This window comes from Vibrio sp. 2033, from assembly GCF_033339735.1.
Genome location: NZ_JAWOVC010000889.1, coordinates 1 through 509 on the forward strand (window position 1 = coordinate 1; position 509 = coordinate 509).

General features: G+C 47.0%; 1 protein-coding gene. It reads right to left on the reverse strand.

Annotated features, from left to right (window positions below; all coding sequences use genetic code 11):
* A partial coding sequence (locus R7P74_RS29655) for a nucleoside/nucleotide kinase family protein (protein ID WP_318124332.1) occupies positions 1 to 509 on the reverse strand: 509 nt, incomplete at both ends.

Below are 509 nucleotides of genomic sequence, written 5' to 3' on the forward strand. Positions count from 1 at the left end.
AAGACGGTAAAATCTGCCAAACGATGCAGTTCATTCCACACCGGTTCATTAAGCAGTAACCAATTCCCCTCAACGACAACAACATTGCGATTCACTAAAATGGCGTCGTCGACTGGATCATGCAAATTGCGGTCGTAGTAAGGCCATTTCGGATCTTTCACTTTGAGCTGTTTGAGCTTGTCGATAAGCTCCGTCAGATTAAATGTTTGATAGGCCCCCTTAATACTGCGCAGAGACACGAGCTCGCCATCTCGTTCAATCGTATTGTTGTCGAGGATCTCATTTGGATAATGGAAACCATCAAACGGCAGCACTTGTAAAGGCTCTTGGCTTTCATCTTGTTCCGACAAGTATTCCCAGAACGCAGCGAGTGTCGACTTGCCACTGCCCGGAGGAGCGCACAAGAACACTACTATGCGTTCCTGCTTCTCATGATAGAGGCGAGTAAATTTTTCGATAAGAGGCTGATGGATTCGTTTTACGTCGGCATCGGGAAAGGTTGCTTCGGT